The organism is Ignatzschineria sp. 22MB058224 (assembly GCF_058188435.1).
The window spans coordinates 795,998-820,474 of sequence record NZ_CP187366.1; the positions used below are offsets into that span (position 1 = coordinate 795,998).

General features: G+C 35.8%; 23 protein-coding genes. 9 read left to right on the forward strand and 14 right to left on the reverse strand.

Annotation, left to right across the window (positions count from 1 at the left end; genetic code table 11):
• Window positions 1-83: 83 nt before the first annotated feature.
• The 4 genes from leuB to ACPF7B_RS03285 all read right to left on the reverse strand — a co-directional run bounded on the left by leuB (window position 84) and on the right by ACPF7B_RS03285 (window position 4,155).
• Window positions 84-1,151 (reverse strand): 3-isopropylmalate dehydrogenase, encoded by a 1,068-nt coding sequence (gene leuB, locus ACPF7B_RS03270; RefSeq protein WP_490506208.1) that lies wholly within the window; start codon window positions 1,149-1,151, stop codon window positions 84-86.
• A gap of 176 nt (window positions 1,152-1,327) precedes the next feature.
• Window positions 1,328-2,527: an MFS transporter gene (locus tag ACPF7B_RS03275; RefSeq protein ID WP_490506209.1), complete on the reverse strand. Its 1,200-nt coding sequence runs from the start codon at window positions 2,525-2,527 to the stop codon at window positions 1,328-1,330.
• A 183-nt stretch (window positions 2,528-2,710) separates the two neighbouring features.
• A complete protein-coding gene (gene dut / locus ACPF7B_RS03280; protein ID WP_490506210.1) occupies window positions 2,711-3,166 on the reverse strand; it encodes a dUTP diphosphatase in 456 nt (151 codons plus the stop codon).
• A gap of 26 nt (window positions 3,167-3,192) precedes the next feature.
• Entirely contained in the window at window positions 3,193-4,155 is a 963-nt protein-coding gene (locus ACPF7B_RS03285) for a complex I NDUFA9 subunit family protein (protein WP_490506211.1), read from the reverse strand.
• 220 nt (window positions 4,156-4,375) lie between these two features.
• Here ACPF7B_RS03285 and glmM point away from each other — a divergent pair, with 220 nt between their 5' ends.
• Window positions 4,376-5,692, forward strand: coding sequence for a phosphoglucosamine mutase (gene glmM / locus ACPF7B_RS03290; protein WP_490506212.1), 1,317 nt, complete (start codon window positions 4,376-4,378; stop codon window positions 5,690-5,692).
• 212 nt (window positions 5,693-5,904) lie between these two features.
• On the opposite strand, the gene ACPF7B_RS03295 is transcribed toward glmM, so the two are convergent.
• Window positions 5,905-6,360: a DIP1984 family protein gene (locus ACPF7B_RS03295; RefSeq protein ID WP_490506213.1), complete on the reverse strand. Its 456-nt coding sequence runs from the start codon at window positions 6,358-6,360 to the stop codon at window positions 5,905-5,907.
• 123 nt (window positions 6,361-6,483) lie between these two features.
• Here ACPF7B_RS03295 and ACPF7B_RS03300 point away from each other — a divergent pair, with 123 nt between their 5' ends.
• Complete coding sequence (locus ACPF7B_RS03300) at window positions 6,484-7,326, forward strand: endonuclease (RefSeq protein ID WP_490506214.1); 843 nt, start codon at window positions 6,484-6,486, stop codon at window positions 7,324-7,326.
• 78 nt (window positions 7,327-7,404) lie between these two features.
• Here the strand turns inward: ACPF7B_RS03300 and ACPF7B_RS03305 are convergent, their stop codons facing one another.
• On the reverse strand, window positions 7,405-7,620 hold the full coding sequence (locus tag ACPF7B_RS03305; protein ID WP_490506215.1) for a heavy-metal-associated domain-containing protein: 216 nt from the start codon (window positions 7,618-7,620) through the stop codon (window positions 7,405-7,407).
• A 212-nt stretch (window positions 7,621-7,832) separates the two neighbouring features.
• On the opposite strand from ACPF7B_RS03305, the gene ACPF7B_RS03310 reads away from it, so the two are divergent.
• Both ACPF7B_RS03310 and ACPF7B_RS03315 read left to right on the forward strand, forming a co-directional pair.
• Window positions 7,833-8,723: a Rossmann-fold NAD(P)-binding domain-containing protein gene (locus ACPF7B_RS03310; protein ID WP_490506216.1), complete on the forward strand. Its 891-nt coding sequence runs from the start codon at window positions 7,833-7,835 to the stop codon at window positions 8,721-8,723.
• A 55-nt stretch (window positions 8,724-8,778) separates the two neighbouring features.
• The gene (locus ACPF7B_RS03315) at window positions 8,779-9,777 is read left to right on the forward strand and encodes an FUSC family protein (protein ID WP_490506217.1); all 999 of its coding nucleotides are present in this window, start codon (window positions 8,779-8,781) and stop codon (window positions 9,775-9,777) included.
• 95 nt (window positions 9,778-9,872) lie between these two features.
• Here ACPF7B_RS03315 and ACPF7B_RS03320 read toward each other — a convergent pair whose 3' ends face one another.
• Window positions 9,873-12,017, reverse strand: coding sequence for a BCCT family transporter (locus ACPF7B_RS03320; protein WP_490506218.1), 2,145 nt, complete (start codon window positions 12,015-12,017; stop codon window positions 9,873-9,875).
• Window positions 12,018-12,559: 542 nt separating this feature from the next.
• Window positions 12,560-13,822 carry a phosphoribosylamine--glycine ligase gene (gene purD / locus ACPF7B_RS03325; RefSeq protein WP_490506219.1) on the reverse strand — a complete coding sequence of 421 codons (1,263 nt, stop codon included), beginning with the start codon at window positions 13,820-13,822 and terminating at the stop codon, window positions 12,560-12,562.
• 309 nt (window positions 13,823-14,131) lie between these two features.
• Here purD and ACPF7B_RS03330 point away from each other — a divergent pair, with 309 nt between their 5' ends.
• From ACPF7B_RS03330 to ACPF7B_RS03350, 5 genes are all read left to right on the forward strand, one after another.
• A complete protein-coding gene (locus ACPF7B_RS03330; RefSeq protein WP_490506220.1) occupies window positions 14,132-15,622 on the forward strand; it encodes a hypothetical protein in 1,491 nt (496 codons plus the stop codon).
• Window positions 15,623-15,735: 113 nt separating this feature from the next.
• Entirely contained in the window at window positions 15,736-15,936 is a 201-nt protein-coding gene (locus ACPF7B_RS03335) for a YqaE/Pmp3 family membrane protein (RefSeq protein ID WP_490506221.1), read from the forward strand.
• Window positions 15,937-16,284: 348 nt separating this feature from the next.
• A complete protein-coding gene (locus ACPF7B_RS03340) occupies window positions 16,285-17,349 on the forward strand; it encodes a FecCD family ABC transporter permease (protein ID WP_490506222.1) in 1,065 nt (354 codons plus the stop codon).
• The gene (locus tag ACPF7B_RS03345) at window positions 17,349-18,089 is read left to right on the forward strand and encodes an ABC transporter ATP-binding protein (protein ID WP_490506223.1); all 741 of its coding nucleotides are present in this window, start codon (window positions 17,349-17,351) and stop codon (window positions 18,087-18,089) included. Before ACPF7B_RS03340 ends, ACPF7B_RS03345 begins: the two co-directional genes overlap by 1 nt.
• A gap of 11 nt (window positions 18,090-18,100) precedes the next feature.
• Window positions 18,101-19,108, forward strand: a complete 1,008-nt coding sequence (locus ACPF7B_RS03350; RefSeq protein WP_490506224.1) for an ABC transporter substrate-binding protein — start codon at window positions 18,101-18,103, stop codon at window positions 19,106-19,108.
• A gap of 119 nt (window positions 19,109-19,227) precedes the next feature.
• Here the strand turns inward: ACPF7B_RS03350 and ACPF7B_RS03355 are convergent, their stop codons facing one another.
• From ACPF7B_RS03355 to ACPF7B_RS03380, 6 genes are read right to left on the reverse strand one after another with little or no spacing between them, the layout of a single operon-like run.
• Complete coding sequence (locus tag ACPF7B_RS03355) at window positions 19,228-19,608, reverse strand: CrcB family protein (protein ID WP_490506225.1); 381 nt, start codon at window positions 19,606-19,608, stop codon at window positions 19,228-19,230.
• 9 nt (window positions 19,609-19,617) lie between these two features.
• The gene (crcB, locus tag ACPF7B_RS03360; protein WP_490506488.1) at window positions 19,618-19,998 is read right to left on the reverse strand and encodes a fluoride efflux transporter CrcB; all 381 of its coding nucleotides are present in this window, start codon (window positions 19,996-19,998) and stop codon (window positions 19,618-19,620) included.
• Window positions 19,999-20,007: 9 nt separating this feature from the next.
• Window positions 20,008-21,282, reverse strand: coding sequence for an ArsB/NhaD family transporter (locus ACPF7B_RS03365; RefSeq protein ID WP_490506226.1), 1,275 nt, complete (start codon window positions 21,280-21,282; stop codon window positions 20,008-20,010).
• Window positions 21,283-21,295: 13 nt separating this feature from the next.
• Window positions 21,296-22,468 carry an ion channel gene (locus tag ACPF7B_RS03370; protein ID WP_490506227.1) on the reverse strand — a complete coding sequence of 391 codons (1,173 nt, stop codon included), beginning with the start codon at window positions 22,466-22,468 and terminating at the stop codon, window positions 21,296-21,298.
• Window positions 22,469-22,485: 17 nt separating this feature from the next.
• Window positions 22,486-23,481, reverse strand: a complete 996-nt coding sequence (gene yut / locus ACPF7B_RS03375) for an urea transporter (RefSeq protein ID WP_490506228.1) — start codon at window positions 23,479-23,481, stop codon at window positions 22,486-22,488.
• A 29-nt stretch (window positions 23,482-23,510) separates the two neighbouring features.
• The gene (locus ACPF7B_RS03380) at window positions 23,511-24,476 is read right to left on the reverse strand and encodes an urease accessory protein UreD (protein ID WP_490506229.1); all 966 of its coding nucleotides are present in this window, start codon (window positions 24,474-24,476) and stop codon (window positions 23,511-23,513) included.
• Between the last annotated feature and the right edge of the window lies 1 nt (window position 24,477).

Here is a 24,477-nt window from a genome sequence, read left to right on the forward strand (position 1 = left end):
TCCCCTTCTCCTATTATTCATGGATTAGCCTAGATAAATATTTCTAGGCATCACATCAGTGGTAAAATATATTGCATAAATAATTATACTAATGCTTTAAGTACTGCTTCACCCATCGCTTCGCAGCCAATTATTTTCTCATCACCTTTGGCGATATCTTTCGTGCGATAACCCTGTTGTAAAACTGCTTTTACAGCATTATCGATTTCATCTGCAATATCATTTCGATTAAATGTATAACGAAACATCATTGCCACTGATAAAATGGTTGCCAATGGATTTGCAATATCTTGTCCTGCAATATCAGGTGCAGATCCATGAATCGGCTCATAAAGACCTTTGTTATTCTCATCTAAAGAAGCAGAAGGGAGCATACCAATGGAACCTGTCAACATAGAAGCTTCATCAGAAAGAATATCACCGAAAATATTACCCGTTAACATAACATCAAATTGCTTTGGTGCACGAACAAGCTGCATCGCGGCGTTATCTACTAGAAGATGCGATAACTCAACATCTGGATACTCCGTTGCAACTTGTGTTACAACATCGCGCCATAATTGCGTTGCTTCTAAAACATTCATTTTATCAATGGAACAGAGACGCTTTTGACGTTTTTGTGCAGCTTGAAATGCAACATGTGCGATACGACGAATTTCGGATTCAGAATAGATCATCGTATTAAAACCCACTAACTCGCCATTACGCTCTTCAATACCACGTGGCTGACCAAAGTAAATATCACCGGTAAGTTCCCGCACGATCATGATATCAAGCCCGGCAACAAGCTCATCTTTTAAGCTCGATGCATGTGCGAGTTCTTTAAAAACTTGGGCTGGACGTAAATTTGCAAATAAATTGAGCTCTTTGCGGATTGCCAATAACCCTTGCTCAGGACGCAGATCACGAGGTAATGTATCATATTTAGGTCCACCAACCGATCCTAGTAAAATTGCATCCGCTTCAGCAGCTTTTTTTGCTGTTTCAGCAGGATAAGGAGAACCATCTTTATCCACACCAACACCACCAATGTTGCCATATTCAAGCGTTAATTGTAGGCCGTGTTTATTCGTGACATGTTTTAAAACTTTTTCAGCTTGTTTGACAATTTCAGGACCAATCCCATCTCCAGCTAAAATTAATACTTTCATTTCTAGGCTTCTCCAGCTTTACGATTATTGAACAACCTAACGATTGTTTTATTATTTTAAGATCTACTTCATTCAACCGACGATCTCATTTGCTCACATCAATATACGAAATCAATTGTGAAAATCATAGTGTTGCATCACTATTTTTCAAAAAAAAATCACATTTATTTAACGAATCAATATCTTTCGCGTTTCTTTCGAAAAAAGACTATAAAAAATAGAAAAAGAATAAATGCATTAAGCAAACAGCCATAAAATACAGCACTATACGAACCCGTTAAATCATAAAGTAACCCTAATAAAGTTGGAATAAATGCTGCAAAACAATATCCACCAAAAAGCATCATCGCTGTCCAACTAGCGACTGCATTCCCATTATCCACTTCATTAAATGGTAACAACATCGTAATAGCGAATAAACCGGAACTTACTAATACTCCGATAATCGCAATTACAAAATAGAGCAAAAAAAGATTATCATTGGTAAAAAGGAGGATTAAAATCGATAAAATCACTAAGGAAATTGCGCCAATACTAGTAGCACGAAGTCCAATTTTTATGACTGTAATTGGAATAATAAAGCCACCAAATATACCATTGAAAATAAATAGATTTAATAAAAAATTAGCGTGAAAAGAACTTATCCCTTTTTCAAGTAAAAAAGGTAATAACCACGCAACGTTTGTATAAAAAATTCCTGACTGTAAACCAAAGCAGGCAACTAACATCCACGCGCGCCCCTCTTTCCATGGCATTTTGGCTTTTGGGGCATCCTCTACAATATTATTAGAATTTTTAAAAAGATAAAAAGCAGCCCAAACCCCAGAGATAATTAAAATCGGGGCAGCCCAAAATTCAAGAGTGACGCTCCACTCCCAACCTAAATACTGATTTAAAATAGAACTACTTAATGCCCCAAGAACCCCACTAATACTAATGCCAAAAGTATAAAAAATCATACCTACATTACTACGTTTTTTAAAATAACGTTTTACATACCCCGATAGTAGAGGGCCTGCAATAGCAATTCCAATACCCATTAATAATGATGAAGCAAATAGAAGATGGGTACTTTGAAAATAACTGCGCGTGATTGTCGAAACACCTATCAAAAAGAGGCTGATAGTAATCATCCGTTCCATACCGAAACGATTACTTAATGGCGCTGCTGTCAACGCAAAAACGCCCATGCAAATAATGGGGATTGTCACTAGAAAACTGACGACTGCTTTAGATAGCTCCAATGATTCTGCAATATCGCTCATAATAGGACTTAACGATGTTAAGGTCACTCTTAATGACGTTGCTGCTAAAAACACTAACCAAAAACATGCAATAGGAACCTTATACCGATCTACACTATTGGACTTTTGCATCTAACCTCTCCTTTCCTGGTGGATATACTTAAATTTTAAGCACTTTATTTAATAAAAATATGAATATAAAAACTCATATTTGAAATATAAAATATTATGGCGAAAAAAAATGAAACTCAGTGAATTTCAGCTCACTGAGTTTCATAAAATGAATGTTTTTTTATCGGCAAGCCATTGATTTACCTAATTTCGACCAGTGTGACCAAAGCCACCCTCGCCACGTTCTGTTGCTTCAAACTCTTCAACTTGTTCAAAGTTTGCTTGTATTACAGGGACAATGACCAATTGAGCCATCCGTTCACCGACTTTGAGTGTGAAAGTATCTTGACTGCGATTCCATAAGGAAACCATAAGTTCTCCTTGATAATCTGCATCGATAAGCCCCACTAAATTTCCAAGCACAATACCATGTTTAACGCCTAGCCCAGAACGAGGTAAAATCATTGCGGCATAGCGAGGATCTTTCAAATAAATGGCCATCCCCGTTTTTATAAGAACATTTTCCCCAGGTTTAATCACAACATCTTCTGTTGTCATTGCTCTTAAATCGAGCCCTGCTGATCCTGCAGTCGCATAACTTGGCAACGGATACTCTTGACCTAAACGATCATCGAGAACTTTAAATTGAACATCTAACATTCGTTAATTCTTCCTTATAACAGCAATTATGATTTGACGGGGCGACGTGCATTTAAACGATCGTAATAATACTTGTCTAATACCGTTGTTGATATTTCAAATTGGCGTACTGATTCGTAGCTTGCTGGCGTTAACCCCAGCACTTCAAAATCATTTTTAGTCGATGTGGAAGGCGTTTTTGACGATTTAATCAGATTACGGCTGTATGGAAAACGAGGCATAAAACCGATAAAAAATGCAATAAAGCTTGCAAAAGCATCGGGAAAACCAAAAATCGTACGTTTTTTTGGAGTAATCTCTTTTGCAATCTTTTCCGCAATCTCTTTTAAAGTATATTGCGCCTTACCCGCTAACTCAAACGTACTTTGCTCATAATCATTACTCAAAAGTAATAGTACGGCATCAAGAATATCATTCACAAATACAGGTTGAACTTTCGCTTTAGCCATTGGCAAGAAAAGGATAGGCATTGTTCTAATCCATCGTGCAATACTATATGTAAACGCATCTTCATAACCAACAACTAATGAAGGAGAGATGATAGTTACGGTAGTTGTACCTTTTTTAGCAACTTCTAACAGCGCTTTTTCACCTTTAGCTTTAGTAGAAAAAAACGTTCCTGGCGCGTTTTCAGATGCTCCTAACGCACTAAAATGAATCATTTTTTTTATTCCAAGGCTATCCGCTATTTCATAAATCTTCGTTGGATAAGTAACATGTGCTTTCATTGCACGACGCTTACTATTATCAAACGTTCCGACAAGATTGATCACAAAATCTGATCCTTCCATATGATGACGAATAAGCGTTTCATCTTCAAGTTTACATTCATCAATAAATTCAACATATGGCATACAGGAAGCATCATTTTGCACATTGCGATTGCGTGAAAATACCGTTACTCGATAGCCATTTTTAGCTAATGCCGTAGTTAAGAGAGAACCTATAAAACCGGTTCCACCAAAAATGCTTACCTTTTGTCGATTCATTGTCACTCCTGAATTATCAATTATTAATTCCTAATTGCAAAACAGTATAACAAATTAAAATTCCCTGAATAGCCTAATTTAAGCCAACAAAATCGAATTTTAATCATAAAAGCAGTGAAATAAACGTGAATGTTTAACATCTTGAAAAGAAAGATTCTCCCATAAATAGAAATCTACGCTAGAATATTGCCCATTATTTGCTTTTAGAAGGATATTAATAATGAGCAGAACCTATTTTGGAACAGATGGCATCCGAGGAAAAGTTGGTGAATTTCCTTTAACGGCAGAATTTGCATTAAAACTTGGCTATGCTGCCGGTAAAGCACTTGCGAATGGCCAAAAAAAAACTTCTATCCTAATTGGAAAGGATACTCGTATCTCGGGGGATATGTTTGAATCAGCACTTGCAGCAGGATTAACATATGCCGGTGTTAATGTAATTCTTGCGGGAATTCTACCAACTCCCGCAATTGCCTATCTCACCCAAAAATATCACTGTATTGCAGGGATTGTCGTTTCCGCATCACATAACCCTTATTTTGATAATGGTATAAAATTCTTCAACAATCATGGTGAAAAACTCGATGATGAAATTGAATTACTGATCGAATCATTTATCGATGAAGAGCTGATCTTTGGTGGTGAAGTATGTCTTGGGACAATTACGTATCATCCATCTGCTGCGATTGAGTATATTGATTTTTGTTTAGAAAGTGCCAAAAATTTATCTCTCAAAGGTAAAAAGATTGTCATAGATTGTGCTCATGGAGCAACATCTTCAGTTGCTCCAGAATTGTTTGAAAAACTCGGTGCCACCGTGATTACGATTGGTGCATCTCCTAATGGAATAAATATTAATGATGCTGTCGGATCGACTGCCCCAAAAGCTTTACAAGAAAAAGTTCTCGCAGAATCTGCATATTGTGGCATCGCATTTGATGGGGATGGCGACCGATTACTCATTGTTGATGAGAGGGGCCGACCATTTGATGGGGACGATATACTCTACCTTCTGGCAATAGCAAACCAAGAAAAGCGCATCGTAGGAACCGTTATGAGTAATTTAGGATTTGAAAATGCCTTAAAAGAAAAAGGTATTGACCTCCTTAGATCAAAAGTTGGAGATCGTTACGTACTTGAATTATTAAATCGAGAAAAACTCACTATTGGCGGCGAAAATTCAGGTCACATACTCTGCTTAAATATTCACTCAACCGGCGATGGATTGATTGCTGCAATCCAATCACTTAAAGCAATTGAAACACTTAATTCATCTTTTGCAAAACTTCGTGATTCTATCTCGAAAACGACTCAAGTTATGCACAATGTTCGTATTAATAAAGGACAAGAGTGGAATACTCGCCTACTAAATGAACAAATTCAAAAAATTGAATCTCAACTAGGAAGCGAAGGACGAGTATTAATAAGAGCGTCCGGCACTGAACCTGTTGTGCGTGTTATGGTTGAATGCGGTAATTTAGAGCTTGGTGAAAAATATACATCAGAGTTAGCTGCAATCATTCAAAATCAGGCATAATAAAAAATCCTCAGAATAATAAATATTCTGAGGATACCCCTAACCCACCCATATAGAAAATCAGTACTTGGTAGTAAATTGTAACGGTAAATGTTCTGTAGCAAGCTACTGTGTAAACTGTTCTTAACGTTACTTGTTAAGAGTTTGCGCTGTTAACGCTACAGTGTATTTTTTTGCACTCGCCTTTTCTATACTGCCTATTTCAATTGTATCTAAACGAGTTCCGTACGCCAATTAATCGCTTGAATTTTGTTATCGAGCTCTCGCCAAGATTTTGACAGTGCATCATATTCTTTAGTCAATGCTTGAACATCTACAACTGTTAGGAACTTGATCTCCGACATACTGTATCGATTCTCATTTTCCGATGCTTTTTCAATCATCTGATTAATTACTTGTCTTTTTTTAAGTAGATTCTCACGCTCTATCAAAGCATCAGCTAATGATTGACTCTCGGAAAATTGTGTTTGATTGTTGGTTTCATTAATTTTACCAACTAGCTTTCCCAATGTATCAATAGCGATAAAAATCTCTTTTTTAAGATCCGCTGGAAAAAGCGTGGGGTCATCACCTTCCTGAACTTTTATATTTTCTGCCAATCTCGCGCTCAATTGACTAATTCGTGTTTGTAAATCTGATCGCACATTAAGTGCCTCTCCAAGTGTCATAAAATTTCCTTTCTAATATTGTTTATGAGTTCATTATAAAAGATATCGGGAAAAGTTTTTAGAACTTAGCGCTAAAAGCATTAAATTTGTAAATTTTTATAAATTTAATAGTAATATTACTAATTGGCACGTTTTAGATTACCGACAGAGATGAATTTAGCTCAACTTCAAAAATTTCTTACAAAAATTATTCGCAAATTACTTAAAAAAAAGCAATGGACATATCTCATTGCAGCATTAATTTGTATTATTATAGGCAATGTTTTTTGGACGCTAGACTATACACAATTCATTATTAGGAACGAATCGTCACCAAAAACATCTCTTCAAAACTTTCAAAAAGCTAAAAATTATCTTACAAAGATCTATCAAAGTCATCCTCAACAACGAGAATTTTACTGCGATTGTAAATTCATTTGGGAAGGGAAAAAAGGCATCATAGATCTTGAAAGTTGCGGCTATAAAGTACGAAAAAATAACGTACGTGCTAATCGCATCGAGTGGGAACATGTTATGCCAGCACATACTTTCGGTCATCAATTACAATGCTGGCAACAAGGTGGCCGAAAAGGCTGCAAAAAATCGACCAATTATAGCGAAAAGTTTAATAGAATGGAGGGCGATATGCATAATATACAGCCCGCGGTCGGTGAAATTAATGCAGATCGCTCTAATTTCAGATTTAGTGAATTTACTCGCGATTTTAATCAATATGGGCAATGCCAATTTGCAACAGATTTCAATCACCGAATTGTTCAACCCCGCGATGAAATTAAAGGTATTATTGGACGAGCATATCTCTATATGGCACAAAAGTATCAATTGAATTTAGCAAGACAAGAAAAACGATTAATGCAGACTTGGGACAAGCTATACCCACCTACAAAATGGGAATGTGAACGAAACCAACACATAAAGAAAATTCAAGGAAACGATAACCCTTTCATTACTCAAAAATGCCAATGACCAACCATAAATCTACATGAAATAGGCACATCAACAGTGCCTTTAATGATTATTTCAATATTGACTTTATCCAAAATATTATTCAACAATTGTTGCCGCAAAGCCAATATCATCTATTACTTCAATAATTTCTCCTTCAGTTATCAACTTTTCTTCAAACTCAATAACCGTCTTTTTTTCATCAATACTCGAAGTTACAGAAATAATCCCCGTCAAATCTTTTAGTGCATTATCAATGCTTGAAGTGCAATGGCCACAACTAATTTCTGGAATACTCAATACAATTTTTTTCATAGCTTCCTCCTAAATAATATTTCAAATTTATGCATTCAGTTTAACAAAAAAAGATCACCGTATGATAAATTTTCGATTTAATTAGCCATTTATCAACTATTTTAAAAAATATTTAATAATATCCATTCAATAATTTGTTAAGATCAATAGTACATTTAAAATCTCCATAAAGATTTACGTCAACGGACATATTTTTCTATTGCGAAGTAATAATGCAAACATTAAAGGATAAATCAAAAGTCGCTATCATTGGCGCAGGCTGGCTCGGATTCCCACTTGCTACAACGCTTTCAAAAGACGGTTTTTCCGTAATAGCTACTAAAACATCCCCTAAAATAACTCAGCACTTGCAAAAGCAATATGGCAAAGATTCATTGGAATTTTTACCATTTGATCTTTTTGGTATGTTCAAAAAGCGCTCGATAGATATTTCGGATCATACTTACTATCAAAAACTTTTTTTCGATCGCCATATCATTATAAATATTCCGCCATCACCTTTTATCGAAACAGCCCTACATGAAGCGGCTTTTTCCTACTCTGATGCTATTGAGTACATCGTTTTGCAAGCGAATAAGTGGGAAGCAAAATCAATTTTTTTTACAAGCTCCATATCTGTATATGGTAAAAGTAGCGGCCTTATCAATGAGGAGCTTCCGGTAATACCGGAGTCAATTAATGCAAAAGCAATCGTTGAAGCAGAAAATACATTGCGCTCTCACACATCACTTCCGACCGTAATTCTCAGGCTTGGGGGTTTAATCGGTAATGGCCGCCACCCTATTTATTCTCTTACTGGCAAAGAAAATATACGGGAACCCAATAATGCTATTAACTTAGTACATATTTCTGATGTTATAAACGCTATTAGAGCCTTACTTAAACGCAATATAGCTGCAAAATATCAAGTTTTTAATATTGTTGCACCTGTCAATCCTAATCGTCAGCCGTATTATAAGGCAATAGCGCAACATTTATCACTAACAGCGCCAAAATTCACAACAGAACAACCACTTTTGAAACGAATTATTGATGGTAATCGAATTACTGAAAAAGGTGATTTTACTTATCAAGTCTTAGATCTTGTTAAAGCGCCTTTATAAAAAATTATTTTTTGCTGAGTTGTTCACCATGCAGCTTGATACTTGAAGGTTTATTATGAGTCATTCAAAAATCCACATTCACTACTTTCGGGATAGTTTCGTTTTTTTCGGTAGTATGCTTTTAAGTGCCATAATTGCAGCCCAATTTATTGGAATTCGTAGTGCAATTGCCTGGACATCATTTTCTGTGCTGTGTACTTACTCCCTTTACAATGCTAAACCTGACCGCAGCAATCTTCTCTATGTCATTTTTTGGATGTTATTAGTACTTGCTAGCGCCTACGTCGGACGATTCTTTCATCTATCATGGAAATATTATCTCTACCTTTTTGGTATAAGCTACTTCTATTACTATTTTTTTGGTCAAGATCCTGTTTTTGATCGAGCAATTCGGTTTATTATTATTCTTTCCACAATAGGCACTGCACTTCCTCAAATTACAGATGGTCTTCCCATTGGATCCTCAATCGGTACCTTGTCTGCATTATTTGTTTGCCATCTGTTACTCCGAAAAAACACTGATTTAGAGGCATTCAAACAAGGACTTTTTAGCCATGATATTTTTCGTCTTCAAACACATCTTATACCTAGAGCTTTCATATATAGTCTTGGGCTATTTTTAACACTTTTAATTCCGCATTACCTCGGCATTGAAAAAAATTATTGGGCAACTATTACCTATTTGATGGTCATGCCTCCAAAGGCAACAACCGTTTTTAATAATTCTGTTACCCGTTTTACAGGCAGCATTTTTGCAGTTATTGCCCTATTTTTACTATTTCAAATTCCCTATCAATCAGTCCATATTACCACAACCCATTATTTAATCTCTTTACTCTTCCTATTTTCCTTCTTTTTACCACTCTCTTTTAATAAAAGTTTCGGCGTTATTACATTTACAATGACTTGTTACAGTCTAGTTCTTGTTGAACTTGCAATGTATTGGAATCATCCAGTATTAGGATTATTAATTGATCGTGTGACCGAAACAGCAATCGGTGGCACTATTGCCGTTATAATAAGCTATCTTCTAAAATGGATTCGAGGTCAATAATTGATATTTTTTCAATGATAAAAAAGAGCCAGATCCCAAAAGGTCTGACTCTTCTCTAATGCGCATGTTATTAGATTAATACTTAAAATAATACACTATTCATTCGGGTTAGATCCCACTTCATAGTCTGAACGCATCTCATAATTTTGAATGAAATAATGATGGCTTGTATATTGGTCAACAATATCATTCATCACATTCTCTTTTGTGTAACCCATGATGTCATATCCCTTACTACCATCATCTAGATAAACTTCTGCTCGGAAATATTTTTGATCTTCCTGATCAGACTCCTCATCTAAAAGGGTAAAGCTTGGTTTGAGATAGTGTTTTGCTTTCACACGATAGACAAAGTTTGCATTTTCACCGTGATCTACTTCAAAAATAATATCATCATCATTTTCAGTATTAATCGTAACATTCAACCCTTGTTTTGTGAGCTCTGTTTTTACTTCTTCAAATGCTGGAATAACTACTAATTCCATGAATTTAACAACATTTCCACGACGTGGATAAACCATCACATTACGAAGGCGTTTTTGCCACCCACCTGAATCAACTGTCGAAGGTTGAACAAACATATTTGCTTTGCTACGAATATCAATTTTACCAACATCCATCCGAAGCGCTTTAATCAACCCATAGATAGAGATCAAAATCACAATACTAAATGGAAATGCCGTAGTTGTTGATACTGCTTGTAATGAACTTAAGCCACCATTCAATAATAGGACAATAGCAATCACACCAGTAATAGATCCCCAAAATATACGTTGCCACAGAGGTGTAACTTCAACCTCTTTTTTACTTGAGAGCATATCCATTACAAGCGCCCCAGAATCAGCACTTGTAACAAAGAATACAGCAACCATTACTACTGAGATAAATGAGATTGTGGCACGAATCCATTCAGCTGGAATAATTGTTTGCACCCAATCAGATACTGGGAAATGACTAATAAATGCAAAAAGAGCCTTGGAACTACCATCTTGTCCTAAAAGTGTTTCTTTTAAGCTGAGGATCTTATCCGTCTCAATCATATCGATTGCTGAGTTACCAAAGACTGTCATCCAGAAGAATGTAAAGCCAGCAGGAATTAATAAGACACCACCAACAAAGTTACGAATCGTACGTCCTCGAGAGATTTTTGCAATAAACATCCCAACAAATGGTGACCAGGCAATCCACCACCCCCAATAAGAGATTGTCCAACCACCTAGCCAACTATCGATACTCTGGCGCAATTCAGGCGATGATGCTGCTTCATAGCTATACATATTGAAAGTACTACCAAAAATACCCGAAAAATAATTCCCAATATTTTGGAGTAGTACTTGTAACAAGAAAAGCACTTTTCCGCCAAATAAGAAAACGAATAAGACTAGTGCAAATGCTAAAATCAAATTCAATTCCGAAAGGAATTTAATTCCTTTATCAAGCCCTAAACTCACCGACAGAGTTGCACATGCAGTTGTGACAATAATCAATACAACCTGTGTTGTCGATGCAACGGGAATAGATGGGAAAAGATAATTTAATCCCGTGTTAATCTGCATCACACCAAAACCAAGCGTAGTTGCTACACCGAAAACTGTACCAATCACAGCAAATGTATCAATTGCATCTCCCCAACGCCCATAGATACGATCACCAATCATTGGATAAAGCGCAGAACGTAAGGCTAACGGTAAATTCATACGGAAACTAAAATATGCCAATATTAAACCGACAACCCCATAAATTGCCCATGCATGAATGCCCCAATGGAAAAAAGTGATATTCATTGCGGTTTTAGCGGCTTCGATTGTTTCACCATCACCTACCGGTGGACTTAAATAATGTAATAGCGGCTCGGCAACTCCAAAGAACATGATTCCAATACCCATTCCGGTAGAAAAGAGCATTGCAAACCAACTCTTATCACTGTATGCCGGCTCAGAATGATCTGGCCCTAATTTAATTGTGCCATAACGACTTAAAGCGATATAAATAAATGCTAAAAGCACCACCCCTACGGCTAACAAGTAATACCACCCAAGATTTTCAGTAATCCAGCTCAACACTGAGGCGAAAAAACTTGGTGCTGAAGGATGGAAGATTGCTATTAATATTATTGCTAAGATAATCAGATTTGCACTAATAAAGACGGGAAGATGTAAGGAAGAAAATATCCCTTTACGTTCTTCTTGGGATGCTGCTTCTTCCTTCGGCAAATTCCCTTTAATATTTGTTGCGACCATAAATATATTCCTTTCTCAATTCAAATATTGAGACCTTTAACATCTCAAAGACCCCATGTCTTTATGGAGCTAAAGGCTATTTCAATTTAGAATAACTGGAAAATAATAGCACAATATCAATAAGTTCTCATTTAAAGGCGCCTAAAAAAAATATTTTATGCTTAATTTTTAAGCATTTTTTTGCAAAAAATAACCACTTTTTAATACTTTTGGGCGTCAAGCGAACTTATTGAAAGAAAAAAATATCAACGGATATTAACATTAATATTCAATAAATTAATCACTATGTTGAGGATAAAAAATTATTAGAATTTTTATTATTTATACTAGTATTCTCTTGAATCAAAATAAAACATTAACGATTATAAATTAATAAAATTTATACAAATGCTTGACAGACAATTGTGAAAATTAGATTCAAGATACATATTCTCTACCTAGTACACTTTATATATTTGAGGCAAGTTATTTATATAACATATAGATGGCGCAAGAAAGGCAAGATAAAATCTTGCCTTTCAACACTGCCGAATTCACATAAATTATCGTTTAAACTGTTTATAGCCGATATCTGATCGGTAAAAAGTGCGCTCTACTTTAAGCTTTGGCATATTACTATAAGCTTTTTCAAAAGCACCTTTAAATGTATCAGCAATCGCAACATTAAGTAGAATTCGACCACCATCACTCAAAAGTTTGCCATTCTCTTCCCGAACACCGGCGTAAAAGATTAATTCATCTTCTCCATTAAATTCGACCAAATTTAATAGACTTCCTAAATTAGGAGATTCTGGATAACCTTCTGCAGCTAAAACTATACCGAGAGCATAAGCTTCACGCCATTCCATCATAGGAATATCTCTGCCATCGATCAGACTTACAAGTAATTCAATAAGATCTGTTTTTAACAGTGGTAAAATAATTTGCGCTTCGGGATCGCCAAATCGAGCATTAAACTCTATAACTTTAAAGCCATCATCTGTTAAAAAAAGTCCCCCATATAAAAAACCGGTATAAGATATCCCTTCTTTAGATAATCCATTTACAATAGGTTGCATAATCGTTGTAACGGCTGTTTTAACTTGCTCGCTATCAGCAGAAAATATTGGTGCATAAGCACCCATCCCACCGGTATTGGGACCTTTATCGTTATCATAAGCCCGTTTATGATCTTGAGCCATCACCATTGGTATAACTTGATTGTTATGTACAAAACACATCAAAGAGAACTCTTCACCTTCTAGCATCTCTTCAATCAAAATGCGAGAACCCGCTTCACCAAAAAGATTCCCTCCGAGCATATCATCAATAGTTAAAAATGCCTCTTCAAGTGTATTAGGTATAACGACCCCTTTCCCCGCAGCGAGTCCATCAGCCTTGATTACAATTGGTAAACCTATTTTTCGAACATAATCTTTTGCTATTTCGCTCTCTGTAAAACTCTCAGAGTGAGCAGTAGGCGCACCATATTTAACCATCATTTTTTTAGAGAAATCTTTACTACTCTCGATCTGTGCTGCTACTTGAGTTGGTCCCCAAACACGAAGATTTCGCTTGTTAAATTCATCTACTACTCCAGCAGCTAAACTTGCTTCGGGCCCTATGATTGTTAAATCAATTTGCTCTTTTAATGCAAAATCTGCTAATGCATTAACATCTGTTTCATCAATATCAATTAGTGTTGCATCTTTTTGCATACCTGCATTACCAGGCGCAACAAAAACCTTTTCCACAAGAGGACTCTGCCTACTTTTCCATGCTAGTGCATGTTCACGACCACCTTTACCAACTATTAATACTTTCATTCTTAATCACCTAAATACATTTGAACAGGAAGCGCTCAGGACAATTTTTAAACCTACAAATTTCGATACAAGCACATTTTTAATTGTAATATTGTAAATCGTAATTAATTGCAAATTTTAGCATATCTTAAAGAAGAAATATGCTGACACATAAAATCTCTTTAACAATTTTTAAACCTTATATAAAAAGCTGTTTCATTCATAGATTCAGCAAGCTTTTTGCCATTAGAGACAATAATTTTGTGATATGATTTAAACCAACTTTAAATTACTAAATCATAATCTTTCTATAAATGAATAGGTTGAAGTATGCCTCACATAAAGCCAACAGCATCTCTTTTTAACATTATCACTCTGTTGATACTGATATTAATGTTGAGTGCATGTAAACCCATCATTAAAGAAGAACTTTATAAAATCACCGACATATCCATCACATTCCCAGAAGTTTTACTGAATAGTGATGGAAAACAAGAATTTTTTGATAACTTAGGTTTTAAACTTGCTAACCGTTTTATCAATAGTTTCATTGACTTTCGGGAAGGAAATGTCCGTTTTTATCAATATTATGAACTTGATTCAGGAATACTAAAAAAAGATACTATCTATTTTACCAACGGTTCTTTTAAAATTGAACAAACAAATTCTGCAAATTCTCATAAAGATGAGGCAATTATTCTCTCAAGCAACAACTATGATTTATGTGCAAATTGGGGGTGTAAGATTCAAATCGAAATAAAAGAAGATACTGTTCATAATCCTGACTTTGCTTTTCTGATCACACAAATCGCAGAATCTAAAAAAAAGCTACAAAAAGCAGATCTTCAATTACAACATGACATTAGTAAACGCCTTAATGACGATTATATTGGTGAATGGGTAGAACTTCCCTTTCAATACTCTATAAAACTAACACCATCCCAAATTCTAACATTCACACCAGCCACTCTTTCAGATTACCGCCAATATCAAGGATTAATACTTGATCCGCACTCAAAAAATTTAAAGGTGTTTAATTTTTATAATTTTTCTCCTCAAAATGAGGATTTAGTAATTATTAATACATCGGCCATTTTAATCATTGCGCCTTCCGAGAAAGATACCGCTGCTTTTGATCATCTTAAAAAAAAGCTCACGAAAATTATCTTTGAAGATCAGTATGGGTTTATCGGAGAACATCCACTCTTAGGAACGGTCGCCTTTTATCATTATTATGACCCTGAACGCGGTTACTACATTCTCGGACAATCAAGCGGCGATAAACACACTGTCATTGATCATTTTATAAGCTTTACTACTATCTCTCATAAACGAATGAGAGATATACGAATATCACTTGAGGATATTATTCTTTCAAGCGAACAATTTGAGGATCGCTATGGTATAAGCTACCAATTTTTCACTCAAAATCAAACTGAAGTCCCGAGTTATTTCAATGCTATTGCAAATATTATACGCAGTCAAAATATAACAAATAACCAAGAAAACATAGCGCTTTCTGTTACTTTCGCCCCTAAAATATTAGCGCCTATCAATACTCAGATCAAGATTCATTCAGCTCCACTCAATAGTGTTATGCAAGAATTAGCAAAAAAATACTCCCAAAGCGCCCGATTAGATAACTTTTTAATTCATTCTTCTAGGCTCAAGACGCCATCAGGGATTACCTATCTTTATCCACTCAAAGAGCAACAGACTTTAGAGATTGAAATCCCATACTACATAGGTACAACTTTTGAAAAACTACTGTATGCTAAACAACTTGAAGCCTTAGATTTTTCAAAGTTGTCGAATTTGTAAGAAAAATCGCTGGTCTTTTGATGCTAAAAACAATTTGTAAATAATTTTATATGATAAACTGCGCATAGTTATCACCTAAATCATTCTATGCAACAGAAAAAGGAGAATATTAAATGCGTTTAGCAATTGCAATTTTTTTGCCTTTTCTACTCTTTTTTACCATTGAGCGACCACTCTCAGGGGTTATCTGTTTAATATTGCAAATCACCCTTATTGGATGGCTACCAGCCGTAATCTGGGCAGTTTATGCACTATCACAATATACAACTGATAAGAAGATAGATGCTTTTAGGCGTGAACGCGATAATTTTTAATGCATTCTTATTAAAATTTGCTGTCACGGTCAATTTTGACACTTTCATCTAATGTTTAGAGACAAAGCGAACCAATAGATTCGCTATATACTCTTAGTAGCCTTAAATCAAACGAAAGCTTCTGATCATTCAATCTCATAACTAACATCTATATATGTAAAAAACTATAAATTGATATATATAGACATAAATATGTAAATTAACTAATATGGATAAATATTTGTAGCAACTAAGAAATCTAATAGTCATCGTATAACTATTGTTTAAGGAATAGACAATTTTATTATTCACTCTGTAATACGTCTTGCTCGCAAATAAATTCTTTGAACAATATTAAGAGAAGTAATTATGAAAATTAGCCTTTACAATAGAGAGGATCAAGGCTCTATTTTTAGATCTTACCGTAATATCCTACAATTTTTAATATTTGTAGCTGCGTTGCTTCTCGTAATGTTTTTCTCATTATTCTATGGAAGTATACAAATTCCATTTATCGAAAAACTTTCGACAGTATTTAAAATTGTCTCGTTACAAATAGACCCGGAAAATCTTTCGCCAATTGAGACAATTATTTATCACATTCGCTTACCACGCATCATCTTAGTGGCTATTACAGGTGCGTCCTTATCCCTTGTAGGCATCTTAATGCAAACTATTTCGCGTAATGAGTTAGCTGATCCATACATTCTTGGGGTATCTTCTGGTGCAAGTGCCGGCGCTGTATCGGCAATTGTACTTGGATTATTCTCTTTTATCTCTCCCTATAATATCTACTTTGGAGCATTTGTAGGAGGTCTTATTGCAACAAGTGTAGTTGTTCTCTTCAATATTAATCGTAATAATATGAGCAATCTAGTCTTAGTGGGCATTGGAATTTCGAGTCTCTTTTCTGCAATCACTACCGCAATTATCTACCTTTCTAAAAATGAGAGCCAAGTAAAAAGTGCTATGTTCTGGATGCTTGGGAGCTTTTCAGGCGTTAAATGGTCATTTATTACTTTACCCCTTATTGCTCTGATTATTATTCTCACTTTCTGCTTACTCTTTAATCACATTCTCGATACGCTTTTATTAGGTGGTGAGGCATCACAACAGTTAGGAGTTAATGTTGGCGCGATTAAATTAGCCATTATCCTACTCTCTTCATTTGTCGTTTCGATTATTGTGGCAAATGTCGGAGTTATAGCTTTTATTGGCCTTATCATCCCTCACATTGTACGACAGATTATTTCTGTCAAACACTTTAAACTTGCTCTCTATTCAGCCTTTGTAGGGGCTATTTTCCTAGTCATTATTGATACGATTTCAAGAAGCTGGTTTAAACCTGAAGAGATTCCTATCGGCATTCTTACATCATTAATTGGAGCGCCACTCTTTGTCTATATTATTATTAAAGGGAGCCGTCGATCATAATGCACAATATCACGATTAATAATCTTAATTATAATGGCATATTGCATAATATTTCGCTCTCTTTGTCTAATCACGACTTTATTGGGATTATCGGCCCTAATGGATCCGGAAAAACAACCCTTTTACGCCATATCTACCGAGACATAAAGACAAAGAATACCGTTTTTTTAAATAAAAAGGATATTGCACATTTTTCGATTAAGTTGTTAGCACAAAATCTTTCTGTATTAACTCAATTTAATGAGCAAGTCGAAGGTAAATTAACTATTGAAGATATCGTCATTATGGGTCGTATGCCATATAAAAAATATTATATGGGATATCGGGAAGAAGATTTCAAAATTGCCGAGCGCTACATTCATCTTTTTGGGCTACAAAAGATGATACATAAGGAATATTCTCAACTTTCAGGTGGAGAGAAACAGCGCGTAATGCTCGCAAAATGCTTTTCGCAAGAAACAGATCTCTTAATTTTAGATGAACCAACTAATCACCTTGATATTCGCTACAAGGTTGAAGCCATGGAACTTCTAAAAAAAACGCCGGCGACTGCTATTGTAACGATTCACGATATAAATTTGGCATCTAAATATTGCCAATATCTGATCCTCATGAAGGATGGACAAATATTCACTCAAGGGACACCTCAAGAAGTCTTAACAAAGGAAAATCTGTGGGATGTATTTGAGGTTCATTTCAATATTCAACAGATGCAAGATCATATTGCTATTTTTTTATAAATGAGGAAATTATGAAGAAACTATTACTCAGTGCTGTTATTACAGCTTCTCTATTTTATAGCCCGTTAGCAGCAGATGAACAAAAAGATATTGCAACTGCTGCTAACATTCAGAAATCACCCGATAAGCCCATTGAATTTGAAGCAAATCTTGATGGTCAGCTCTATCAGTTTAAACTAAACCAATATCCCTCTCGTATTGTTTCTCTGAATCAAATCACCACAGAGATGCTACTCGCATTGGGATTAGAAGACCGAATGGTTGGTACGGCTTTTTTAGAAGAACCTATCTACCCCCCGATCAAAGATGCCTATGAAACTGTTCCTGTGCTTGCCGAACGTTGGCCATCATATGAGGTATTTATGGCTGCAAATCCTGATTTTACAACGGGTTGGGGAAATTCTTTTACAAAACTTGCACTTGAAGCAAATAAAATCGTACCTGAAGGCGTATCCATTTTTATTCCTGAATCAATGACTTCTTCAACCGCCGATGTTAATACCTATTTTAACGATCTTCAAAAATTTGGTGAGATTTTTGGAATTGAAGAAGAAGCCGCAGCTTATGTTGCCAAAGAACAGGAAAAACTTAATGATGTCATGGCTCAAATCGAAGAATATCCTGTTAAAACAGCATTTATTTTTGATGCCCAAGATGGCAAACCCTACACATTTTTTGATGGTTATACCACTGAGATGCTAAAACTGATATCAGTACAAAATATCTTAGCGGATAAAGGGGCTAATAAGACTTGGGCCGTTGGAAATTGGGAAGATGTTGTGATGGCTAACCCCGAATATATTATTATTCCAATTTATAAAGGATTCCGTAACGATGATGATTATGACCGTAAAATTGAGATTCTTGAATCAATGCCAGAAATGCAAGGTGTAACGGCAATCAAAAATAAAAACTATATTAAAGTGAATCTCTCCGAAATCGTACCAGGACCGAGATCTATCGACATTTTACCGCAACTTGCAAAAGAGATTCATAAGCCTGATGCCTCTCAAGAATAGAACGTAAAATAGATTTTGTCTGGTAATCAAAAGGTATCTTCCTCGTTTAAAAATAATCTAACAACGAATGAGATACCTTTGCTATTAATGGGTTACGATTTGCTCCTTTATCAAAGGATTTATGTTCTTTTCGTAAATAATGCCCCTAATCTATATCCTAATGCAACCACTACAAATCCAACTAACACACTGCTTGCGATATATATAATCGCAACCTGTATATTACCTTCACGCATTATCTCAAGTGCTCCATAGATAAAACTTGAAAAAGTCGATAATCCCCCCATAATTCCTGTTGCAATAAAAGCATTCAATCGAGTACTAATTATCTTGTGACTCATCAGTCCAGCGGTCACTCCTAATAACAAAGATGCGATAGTATTCGCAAAAAAGATATCCAGTGGAAAATGATCACTCATTGGGGGAATGAAGAGCATTAATGTTTCACGAATAAGTGCCCCGGTCCCTCCACCTAAAAAAACTAATACAGCAATTCTCATAAAGTTTCCTTATCTTGCTAAAAACACTCCGACAAAGGCAGAAACTAATCCTAATATAATTGAGACAAAAAGGTAGCATACCGCTAAAGATCGAGCACTTTTATTCACTAGTTTTAAAGTATCGAGCTGCATACTACTAAAAGTCGTATAGCCTCCTAAAAGTCCCGTTAATATTGCAGAATGAAGAAATGTCCCATATCGATTTTGCCAATCAAGCATAAAATAAGTACTTAAATAACCAATTGCAAAGGCCCCAGTAATATTAATTAAAAAAGTACTCAATGGAAACAGACCGTGATATTTTTCACTAACAATCTTGCCAATTGCCCATCTCACGACAGCCCCTATTCCACCGCCCAAAGCCACCAATAAAAAATCAAAAATATTCAATTTCATTCCCTAGATAAAAGAGATATCTATACTAGAAAGATAAAGCGCTACAATTGCTATCATCATGCAAATAAGCGCAATAGCACCTCCAGACTTTGTAAATTCCCAAAAAGAAATTTTAACTCCATGAGCTTTAGACTGTTCTACGGCTGTGATTCCAGCGATACTACCAAAAATAAAGATGTTACTCGTAAAGCACGCACCTAAAATTAATGCTGCTCCCAATGCATCAGCATTGCTGTTAGGTGTAACATACTGAATTATAAGCATTACAGCAGGAGTTGTCCCCACAAAAATGCTCATGATTGAGGTCACTAAAAACAGCGTAATAGGATGATTAAGATTGATACCTGCATTTATGAGATAACTAAGTGTTTCTTGTGGTACGCCCGTTTTTGATAGTGCAGCATTGACAATAAAAAGCCCCATTATTAATAGTAAAAGATTACCATCTACTTGCTTGAGCATATCGCTTGAGGCTATTTTTCGATTCAATAATAGAAAGCTTGCTGCTGCAAGCGCAGTCACTTCCCTTGGTATTTCTGTAAAAATAAAGCATCCCATTACAATAACGATAATCATTGTGGCTTTAATTGTTTCCCATCGATTAAAAGCAATAACCCCTGACATTTTATTTTGACTATTCATAGGTTTTATAGCTTTGTTCTGTATAGAAGATGCCATTACCCAATGATTTCGATAACGCCAAGTAATAATTCCCCAAATAATCATTAATGATAAAAGTACAGGAATCCAGGTTATTTCTAGGAGCCCTGAAAATGAGAGATGTAAACTCTGAGCTGTGATCATGTTCTTAGGACTACCAATCAAAGAGCCTGCGGCTCCATTATTCGCAGCAAAACAAAATGCAAGCAGAAATGGTACAGGATTCAATCCCCTAGCAAGAGTAATTGAGACAAGCAACGGTGTCATTGCCACAACAACGATATCATTTGTTAAAACAGATGCAAGCCCAGCGGCAACGATAATAAAAATTGCTAAAAGCTTAGGTGGTGATAGTGATAGACTAGCTACTTTATGAGCAGCTTTGTGGTAAAACCCTGATACAACAAAGGATGCTGAGATTACCATCAAGCCAAATAGAAGTCCAACTGCACCATAATCAATCGCATCCCAAGAGGCTTTGGGGGTAATCGCACCAATACCAATCATCGCTAGGGCACCTGCTACCGCTGCACCAGTACGATCAATTTTAATCCCAGGAATCATACCAAAAGCCATCGCAATATAGACAAGGATAAAGATAATAATTGTAAAATCCATAGATCCTAATCTTTTAACTATCTAAAACCGTACTAGAAAATAAAATATTTTCAATAACCTGATTGTCGATTCCTTCGCCAAAAAGCATTTTTAACAGCACTTCACTTCCCAACGAAGACAATGATATTAAAAGATCAGTGTGAAGTAATTTCATATTTTCAGAATTCTGATCATCATTCACTAATACAACACTCTTAATATTAGTGCCAACAAGTTCTTTAGCGGCAAGTACTGTCAAAGTATTTTCAGCATCAGAGTCTCCTAAGATAAAAATACCTTTTGCAGTCGTTAAATTAACTTTTCTTAAGGTCTCTTTTGTAGCACGATCAGCAACAATAACAGTTGCATCATCTGGGTATATTTTTCGCCCCTCAGCATCACAGAGAATCATGATATTAAGTTCCCTTTTTTTGAGTCCATAATATGTATGAAGTGATAATGGACTTGCCCCTACAATAACGTAATGATCCCGCATTTTAAATAACCTTTTTTTAACAATTGCTTGTGTGTCTTTTGCTAGCACTCCAAGAACATAGAGAACTGAAGTAGTGAAAATAGTAATACCTAAAACAACAATCGAAACAGTAAAAAGCCTTGCCTCGACACTAATGGGAACAATGTCACCAAAACCAACCGTAGTAATACAGACTAAAGCAAAATAAAATGCCGATGAAAAATCGGTAACATGCGGTTGAAATTGATCCCCAAGGTATAGTGTTCCAAAAACAGAAAAACCAAGTAGCGCAGTTAGGCTGATAAAGGCGACAAAACCAGCAGCCGAGAGACTATGCTGATGAAATAGTTTCCAATTAACCAATGAAAATCCTAAAAGCATCAAGGAGAATGTACCTACTAATACATTTTCACGTTCCAAGACTAAGTTTAGAAGGACAATCACAAAGAGAATAAAAGTACTAAATAACCAGCCAATACGCGTTCCTGAAAAAACAGGAAAGGCCAAAACTAGTAGTAAAATACCCATAGCAAAACGTGGGATATCGAGTAGCTCAATAATCCCAAAGGCTTGTAACCAACCGTTAATATCTCTCTGATGTATTAAATGGCTATCATAAGCAGCAAGCATTGGCAAAATAATGAGTAAACCATCAATAAAGAGCAAAATTGCTAATAAACCACGGGAGGTTCTAACTGCTTTAATATATTTATATAGTGTATTTTTAGTCATTGCAATAATCTAACCTGCTATTTACGATGGCTCGGCATGATATCGTGATTTGGCACTAAAAACAGCCACGAGGCTAAAACAAACGGCATGGTTAATGTTGGAATGCCCATGGGATCAAGCACAACATTTAATGCACCTTGTACAAAAACTGTAAAAATCACCCCAATAATTGCAAATACAATTACGCGAAGACTATTTGGCTTATTAAAAGTTGAACCCAGTGCAATAGCTGTTAAAACAGCACTAAACGAATAAAGCCCGGTATGAATACTAGTAACGTCGGCTTTAAGCATCATTGCGATTAAAAAAGCAAGTAGTGACCCTAAGACAGCAAATATAGCAGCCCAACAAGAGCTAACAGCCAAACCGATTACAAAAATAATACCAACCGTAACGCTACTGAAAAGAAAAACTTCTGAAATCCCTCTAAAAATATTCGCTATAAGATCACTATGAGGAATATGTCCCATAATTTCTACATATCGATGAGGAAATTCAGGTTCTGGTAATGAAACCCCTTCTATCCCTAAAAAGCTATAACTCGCTAATAAGATAGTCCAAGAAACGAGTACAAATGGAGCTGTCAATGCAGCAACTTTCCACTGCTTCAAAAAGTCCATAAGTGCAATCGTAGAAATCACCGAAACAATACTACCAAGGATAATTGATAACCACACAAAAGGACTATCCGCTAAAAAAGTAGGCAATGCAACACCAACAAGACAACCGTTATAACTAAATAATCCAACTCGTAAAGAATCTTTATCAAGTTTACTAATGTAAGCAGTTAACGTTGCTACCGATGTTCCTAACAAACATCCTAAAGCAACCTCTGGCATCTTTTCCAAAAAAGCCCCTGTAAAGATTGCAACCATAAATAACAATCCCGTCAAAGCATTATTTTGAAACATTACTTGTGAGTAACCACGTAATACTACATCAATAAACTGAATAATTTTATTGCTCTCGACGAGTCGTTGCCAAACAGATGGATTCATTACTTGAGCTCGCATAGAACTCTCCTTTTAATACAATATTAATCTTAGCGCCATAAAAATGGATCTTGTAACGTTACACCCAAAATTTCTTCACGTGCGATTTTCCAAAATTCTCGAACTGTATTACGAACATCATCACTATGCACTCCAAGAACTTTAAAGATAATACCCGATTGATTCGGCAATAAAGATGCACCATAAGCAATCTGTTTATCAGGCTCAAAAACAGCTTTTACACGCACCATAATTCTCTCGTGATTCTCTTTGGGAGTTAATAAGATCACATTTCCAAATATTTCAAACTTCCCCATTACTGCAATCGCAGTCAGTGGATCTTGTTTCGGTTCTAATATATATTTTTCAATAAATATCTCTTTTCCATCTGAAAATTGACCACGAATTTTAGAAGAGAAGATATCAAATCCAAATACTTCATCTGGATGATGGAACTTACGACCCGGCATTAAAATTTCGGAATAGATCATTGATGCCGATGGATCAATCAAAATCTCAGTGTCAGTTATAAAACGTGATTGCCGGTGAGGAATAATAGGATCTGGCAGATACTCAAGATATCCCCCCTCCTCTACTATAATCTTTTGATATTGCGTGGCGTAGTTACTATCCATCATATGAATTTTAGTAGCTGACTGCGTCGTTACATGAGCATAAGCACCTTTCTCTACAATAATATCGAGTGCTTGACGATCTCCTTGTAAAAGCCCACCTGAAGTCGAAATCATCGTAACACAGGGTAATACTGGCAATTTCTCATCCCAATAGAGTGCTTTTTGTGCCAGTGAGGGAACTCGACGCTCCATCTCCACTAATTCACTGCGATGAGAACCTTTTTTAAAGCGAAGTTTCAAATAACCACTTTTCCCAACTGCTCCACTTTGCATCTGTTTAGGCTCATCTTGATAAAGAGCCATCTCTAAAGCCTGGCTCCCTAAATAATGTGCTTTAAGACGAGAAGGGATTTTAGCAATTTCTCCTCTTAAATTTTCCATA

Excerpts from the sequence above, each read along its gene's own strand:
- ACPF7B_RS03365 (WP_490506226.1), bottom strand. The coding sequence starts at position 21,282 with ATGGATTTTACAATTATTATCTTTATCCTTGTCTATATTGCGATGGCT.
- ACPF7B_RS03330 (WP_490506220.1), top strand. The coding sequence starts at position 14,132 with ATGCCTCACATAAAGCCAACAGCATCTCTTTTTAACATTATCACTCTG.
- dut (WP_490506210.1), bottom strand. The coding sequence starts at position 3,166 with ATGTTAGATGTTCAATTTAAAGTTCTCGATGATCGTTTAGGTCAAGAG.
- ACPF7B_RS03310 (WP_490506216.1), top strand. The coding sequence starts at position 7,833 with ATGCAAACATTAAAGGATAAATCAAAAGTCGCTATCATTGGCGCAGGC.
- ACPF7B_RS03370 (WP_490506227.1), bottom strand. The coding sequence starts at position 22,468 with ATGACTAAAAATACACTATATAAATATATTAAAGCAGTTAGAACCTCC.
- ACPF7B_RS03335 (WP_490506221.1), top strand. The coding sequence starts at position 15,736 with ATGCGTTTAGCAATTGCAATTTTTTTGCCTTTTCTACTCTTTTTTACC.
- ACPF7B_RS03275 (WP_490506209.1), bottom strand. The coding sequence starts at position 2,527 with ATGCAAAAGTCCAATAGTGTAGATCGGTATAAGGTTCCTATTGCATGT.
- leuB (WP_490506208.1), bottom strand. The coding sequence starts at position 1,151 with ATGAAAGTATTAATTTTAGCTGGAGATGGGATTGGTCCTGAAATTGTC.
- ACPF7B_RS03315 (WP_490506217.1), top strand. The coding sequence starts at position 8,779 with ATGAGTCATTCAAAAATCCACATTCACTACTTTCGGGATAGTTTCGTT.
- ACPF7B_RS03345 (WP_490506223.1), top strand. The coding sequence starts at position 17,349 with ATGCACAATATCACGATTAATAATCTTAATTATAATGGCATATTGCAT.
- glmM (WP_490506212.1), top strand. The coding sequence starts at position 4,376 with ATGAGCAGAACCTATTTTGGAACAGATGGCATCCGAGGAAAAGTTGGT.
- ACPF7B_RS03355 (WP_490506225.1), bottom strand. The coding sequence starts at position 19,608 with ATGAGAATTGCTGTATTAGTTTTTTTAGGTGGAGGGACCGGGGCACTT.
- ACPF7B_RS03295 (WP_490506213.1), bottom strand. The coding sequence starts at position 6,360 with ATGACACTTGGAGAGGCACTTAATGTGCGATCAGATTTACAAACACGA.
- ACPF7B_RS03285 (WP_490506211.1), bottom strand. The coding sequence starts at position 4,155 with ATGAATCGACAAAAGGTAAGCATTTTTGGTGGAACCGGTTTTATAGGT.
- ACPF7B_RS03350 (WP_490506224.1), top strand. The coding sequence starts at position 18,101 with ATGAAGAAACTATTACTCAGTGCTGTTATTACAGCTTCTCTATTTTAT.
- ACPF7B_RS03380 (WP_490506229.1), bottom strand. The coding sequence starts at position 24,476 with ATGGAAAATTTAAGAGGAGAAATTGCTAAAATCCCTTCTCGTCTTAAA.
- purD (WP_490506219.1), bottom strand. The coding sequence starts at position 13,822 with ATGAAAGTATTAATAGTTGGTAAAGGTGGTCGTGAACATGCACTAGCA.
- ACPF7B_RS03340 (WP_490506222.1), top strand. The coding sequence starts at position 16,285 with ATGAAAATTAGCCTTTACAATAGAGAGGATCAAGGCTCTATTTTTAGA.
- yut (WP_490506228.1), bottom strand. The coding sequence starts at position 23,481 with ATGCGAGCTCAAGTAATGAATCCATCTGTTTGGCAACGACTCGTCGAG.
- ACPF7B_RS03320 (WP_490506218.1), bottom strand. The coding sequence starts at position 12,017 with ATGGTCGCAACAAATATTAAAGGGAATTTGCCGAAGGAAGAAGCAGCA.
- ACPF7B_RS03305 (WP_490506215.1), bottom strand. The coding sequence starts at position 7,620 with ATGAAAAAAATTGTATTGAGTATTCCAGAAATTAGTTGTGGCCATTGC.